The 4,841-nt window shown below is 56.3% G+C and carries 5 protein-coding genes; 3 read left to right on the top strand and 2 right to left on the bottom strand.

The genetic code is table 11. The features are described from left to right. The coding region (locus AYR66_RS27895) for a transposase domain-containing protein (RefSeq protein WP_141104355.1) at nucleotides 1–158 on the top strand (158 nt) is incomplete at its 5' end. Nucleotides 159–162: 4 nt separating this feature from the next. Here the strand turns inward: AYR66_RS27895 and AYR66_RS27890 are convergent. Further along, the gene (locus AYR66_RS27890; RefSeq protein ID WP_088707525.1) at nucleotides 163–756 is read right to left on the bottom strand and encodes a hypothetical protein; all 594 of its coding nucleotides are present in this window, start codon (nucleotides 754–756) and stop codon (nucleotides 163–165) included. A 422-nt stretch (nucleotides 757–1,178) separates the two neighbouring features. Between AYR66_RS27890 and AYR66_RS27885 the strand changes: the two genes are divergently transcribed. Both AYR66_RS27885 and AYR66_RS27880 read left to right on the top strand, forming a co-directional pair. Beyond that, nucleotides 1,179–2,780, top strand: coding sequence for an ATP-dependent nuclease (locus AYR66_RS27885; RefSeq protein ID WP_088707524.1), 1,602 nt, complete (start codon nucleotides 1,179–1,181; stop codon nucleotides 2,778–2,780). After that, nucleotides 2,773–3,864 carry a UvrD-helicase domain-containing protein gene (locus AYR66_RS27880; protein ID WP_088707523.1) on the top strand — a complete coding sequence of 364 codons (1,092 nt, stop codon included), beginning with the start codon at nucleotides 2,773–2,775 and terminating at the stop codon, nucleotides 3,862–3,864. Before AYR66_RS27885 ends, AYR66_RS27880 begins: the two co-directional genes overlap by 8 nt. A 292-nt stretch (nucleotides 3,865–4,156) precedes the next feature. Here the strand turns inward: AYR66_RS27880 and AYR66_RS27875 are convergent, their stop codons facing one another. Further along, nucleotides 4,157–4,627, bottom strand: coding sequence for a Shedu anti-phage system protein SduA domain-containing protein (locus AYR66_RS27875; protein WP_088707522.1), 471 nt, complete (start codon nucleotides 4,625–4,627; stop codon nucleotides 4,157–4,159). Nucleotides 4,628–4,841 lie beyond the last annotated feature (214 nt).

The following is a 4,841-nucleotide window of genomic DNA, read 5'->3' as shown; positions in this document are numbered from 1 at the left end:
GCAAGCGGGCCGCGGCGGTGATGAGCTTGATCCATTCCGCCCGGCTCAACGGGCATGACCCTTACCTGTACCTCCGGGATATCCTGGAACGGCTGCCGACTCAGCCAGCCAGTCGCATCGACGACCTGCTTCCGCATCGCTGGCAACCCGCCGCCTGAACTCCTACCGCCTTAGATCTCGCTGCCAATACGCGATGGCCGAACGCTTACCCAGATACGGCAATGGTTGTTGCTGATGGTATCGAGGACACTTGAGCAATGCGTCCGCAAGCTCGCGCATGAAGTCTGGTTCCGTCGCTGCTTCGTCTCCTAAAAGGGTCTCTGCGCGGATCATCGCTTCCTCGGGCGTTAGCTCACCCTTCTGGACACGAACGAAAAGCCGCTGAAGTGCAGCGAGCGATCCGCCCCGCTTCTTTGACGCGGCGCGTGACGGAGGACACGAAAAGACCTGGCCCGCTTGCTCTGACAAATAGTCGCCAGTGGCACTCACCTGCTCACCTATTGTCTTGAGCCCGGAAATGAAGTCGCCATAGTTTCCGATCCCAAAGTAAAACGCCGTCAAAGCCGCACCAATTGTTGCGCGCCCCTTTATGGACCCCTCTTCGACCTGAAGGAACAGCGAGTAGTCTGGGATTGTGACAGATAGATCGACGAAGGCTTCCCACGAATCAAATAGCGAAGACGAAAGACGTCGCAGTTCCTGTTCAGGATAGCTAGGGTTTGCAAGAACAAATTCAGTTGAGCCGAGATCGAGCATGTCGCTTTTTCAGACGTCTAACTTCACTTATCAGAACTGACAGCCTCGTCGTGGAGCAGGCGGCAGAGGGGTGTGTCTTTTATACCATACATTGCTCACAGGAATTATTCACACTCGAGAAACGGTGTGAACGGCAGCTAATAGCCGATTTTGTCTGGCGGTCGTTGCCTCGGTACAGGCAGCTATCCCCCAGCTTCGAGACTTTCGGCTTCCAACAGAGAACGGGAATACTCGCCCCAAACCGCACAACCGCTGACCTGGTGTCAATGCTCTGTATACCTTGAAGAGGGCCGTAGACCCTGTCTTGTCAACTTGCAATAGTAGCCAGATTTTGACGATATACTCACAAGGTTCTATGCAGAAAAAGGCTCTAGAAGAGCCAACTTCTGCCATCGGAAGCACTATGTGCACTTGGAGACCTCGTGATAAAGAAGATTCGTGTCCGCGGATACCGCATCCATCGCGACCTGACGATCTACCCGAACCGCAAGCTCAACCTCATCGTCGGCGCGAACGAGTCAGGTAAGTCCACGCTCATGGAGTCCATCGTTCTTGCGCTGACGGGGCGCATCAACGGGCGAAGCGCCGCCGAAGAGCTCAATCCCCACTGGTTCAACACGGGCGTGGTGGCCGACTTCATCGCGAAGAGGAAGCGCGGCGAACCCCAACGGTTTCCGGAAATCGACATTGAGGTGTTCCTCGAAAACGTCCCGGAGCTGCAGGAATTGTGTGGGGCTCATAACTCAGACACGCCTACCAACGCATGTCCAGGCGTTCGATTTCGTTGCATTCCCAATCAGGACTATTTGGCCGAGCTGCAAGCGTGGGCGAAGGCGCCCTCGTCCCTCTTGCCGATCGAGTGGTACCGCGTAGAGTGGAGGACGTTCGCGGACCGCGAGTTGATCATGCGCCCGCGAGTGTTGGCGACCGCGGTCATTGACGCACGCACCGTTCGAAGCACAAGTGGCGTCGACTATCACCTGCGCCAGATCTTGGGCAGTCAGCTCGAACACCATGAGCGAGCAAACATTTCCCGCCAATACCGAGACTACAAGGCGGTACTGTCAGATACTGCGTTCAAGAGCGTGAATGAGCGCATCGGCAAGCTTCATTCAACACTGCATGAGCAGCCGATCTCCCTGGCAATGGATCAGACCACACGCACGTCTTGGGAGGAGTCGGTGGCCCCCCACGTCGATGGCGTTCCTTTCGCAATGGCCGGGCAAGGGCAGCAGTCTGCGATCAAGATCGCACTGGCGATGAATAAGCATGCGGGCCGAGCCAAGTTCGTCATGATCGAGGAGCCCGAGAACCACCTGAGCCACACCAGCCTGACGAGGCTTCTGCACAGGATGGAAACGCTGACCAGCGACGACCAACAGCTCTTCATCACCACTCACAGTTCGAGCGTGCTGAATCGACTTGGGCTTGAGGCCTTGCAGTTCCTGGGCCCCACCGCTCCCGTGAAACTCAACGAGTTGGATCCGGAGACGGTAAGGTACTTCAAGAAGCTACCGGGATTCGACACCCTGCGCATCGTCCTGGCCGACAGAATTGTTCTCGTCGAGGGCCCCTCTGACGAAATCGTCTTCGAGCGGGTGTTCAAGGACCTTCATGGCAAGCGGCCCATGGAGTGCGGGATTGATGTCCTGAGCATGCGGGGCCTGTCGCTGGGCAGAGGACTAGAGTTGTGCGAGCGCCTGGGTAAGAAAGTCGCAGCACTTCGCGATAACGACGGCATCGAGTCGGAAGAGCTTCGCAAGCCGCTGGCACAGTGGCTCAAGCCTGGCTCCCGTGAAGTATTCATTGGCGAAGTGGCTCATGGCAGGACACTGGAGCCGCAGATGATTCATCACTGCGGCGAGGCGCAGCTGCGGACCATTCTCGGAATCACGGACAAGGCGGACGTCGGAACGTGGATGTCGCGCGAGAAGACCGAGGCCGCCTTGCGCATCGCGAGCTCTTCGGAACAGTTCACGCCTCCGGCATACATGCTCCAAGCCGCGCAATTTATCCATGGCTAAGCGGTTGACCCTGGCGGTCGCAGGCTCTCGCAAGACCCAAGGCATCGTCGAGCACTGCGCGAAACTGCCGTGTGAGCGGCGCGTTCTTGCCCTGACCTACACGCAAAAGAACCAGTTCGAGCTTCAGGAACGCCTTGCCCACTACGCTGGCGACCATTTAAACATCGAAGTGCTCGGCTGGTTCACATTCCTCTTGCGGCACTTCGCGAAACCCTTCCTGCCATTCAAGTTCCCCGGCGAGCGTGTGCTGGGCTTCAACTTTGACGGCATGCCACCCCGAATGGCAACCGGCAAAACCCGCTTTCTCGACAAGAGCGGCGCGGTCTACAGAAGCGAACTCGGGCGTCTGGCGTTCGAGTTGATTGCGGCGAGCCAAGGCGCTCTGATCAGCAGGCTAGAAGGCATCTACGATGAGATCCTCATCGATGAGGTACAGGACCTCAGCGCCTATGATTGGGAAATCGTTGATGCTCTTCTGGACTCCGCCGTTGACCTCTGGATGGTCGGTGATATCCGCCAAGCGGTACTCTCCACCAACGCGCGCAGCGCGAAGAATAAGAAGTACGCCTATGCTGAGGCGATCAGCTGGTTCAGGAGTCGTGAGAAGAAGGGACTCCTGGCGATAGAGGAGAGCGCGGTCACTTGGCGGTGTCACCCGAAAATCGCGGCGTTCTCGGACACGATCTTTGATCCGTCCTGGGCCTTTCCGTATACCGTCTCCAAGAATGACCATACGACGGGTCATGACGGCGTATTTCTTGTCCGCGCCGAGCATGTCCACGCGTATGTGACGCAATACCGCCCCCAGAGTTTGCGTCACTCGGCCGCATCAGCGAAGAATCTGACGCTGGATTTTATGAACTTCAAGGTTTCCAAGGGCGCAACGTTTCCCCGAGTACTGATTGCGCCGACGTCCAAGATCATGAACTTTCTTCGAGCCGGCACCTATATGGATGCCATCGCTGCTTCAAGCTTCTATGTGGCGATCACACGAGCACAACAGAGCGTCGCAATCGTGCTCGACGACCCAGGGATGTCGACCTTGCCCTATTGGAAGCCGGCGGCGGATCTCGAGTGGGCCTAGGCATGGTCCGTATTAATCCGATTGCAAGGGAGGCCGCTCCCAGCTGCGACCGGGACATTGGTGGGGAATCGGCAAAAGTCCACTTTTGGTCGAACGCTGTGGGGAGGTGCGCTTCCACGGGCGACAAATGTGCGCGAGTTTCCTGCGGGTCGTCGTGACGCATATCAACGAGAACGACACATTGCAGACATTCCTCGTTGCCGAGTCCCGCCAATTGAACCTTGTGACAATGCCTTCACACAGGCGGCGGTGCGTACTGCGAGAGGAAGGCGGGCCGGTCAAACACAATCCATCACCCACCAAGCGCAACAATGGTGTTGTTGAGCCGTCGTAGCAGGTCATCGTATGTGATGATGTCCATCATATTTGCGTACTTGCGCTTGATTATCTCGAAGTCCAGCAACTGACTGCCAGACATTTCCGCACCGCCGATCTGATCGCGGCCGACTATGATGATCGCCTTAGGATTGGAAATGCGGATCTTCATGCTCTTTGGCAGCTCCGCAGCATACTTTTTCGTGAGTGTCTCTTCACCTTTGACGCCCCATTTCGACAGATGGAAGAGATACTTTTCTGCCTGCATGATGCTGCCACTAAGTTCGGAGGTTGGGATGCTATTATCGCGGTAAAGGCTCTTGCGAAGAATTTTGTCGTCGAAAGGTTTCTTGATCTCGATGACGTCTAGGTTGCCATTGGCATCAACCAAAGCTATGTCAATGTGGCGATCGGTCCTCTTCGTGGGGTCACTGTAGTAGTCGTGGATGGTGACTGTTGATGTTCACGTAAAAGTGACCCACGATTTTCATCGAATTTTGACCCACCCTTTTTATGCGTAGACGGCTACGCTGCTGTGGATAAGTCTTCGGTCGCTAGTCCTGTTTCTCCCTTCTTCGAGCCCTTTCTGGGGGATGTCTTCCGCGTCGATTCACTGTGCCTGAAGCGCCAGGAATCATTGCCGGTCTCAATAATATGGCAGT

This window comes from Noviherbaspirillum denitrificans (assembly GCF_002211445.1).
In the GTDB taxonomy this organism is placed as follows: domain Bacteria; phylum Pseudomonadota; class Gammaproteobacteria; order Burkholderiales; family Burkholderiaceae_D; genus Noviherbaspirillum; species Noviherbaspirillum denitrificans.
Note: the sequence above shows the minus strand (reverse complement) of the source record. Positions and strands in the feature narration are given on the sequence as shown.

What these genes read in the sequence shown, in the direction of transcription:
- AYR66_RS27890 (WP_088707525.1), bottom strand. Translation starts at nt 756, where the DNA reads ATGCTCGATCTCGGCTCAACTGAATTTGTTCTTGCAAACCCTAGCTAT.
- AYR66_RS27880 (WP_088707523.1), top strand. Translation starts at nt 2,773, where the DNA reads ATGGCTAAGCGGTTGACCCTGGCGGTCGCAGGCTCTCGCAAGACCCAA.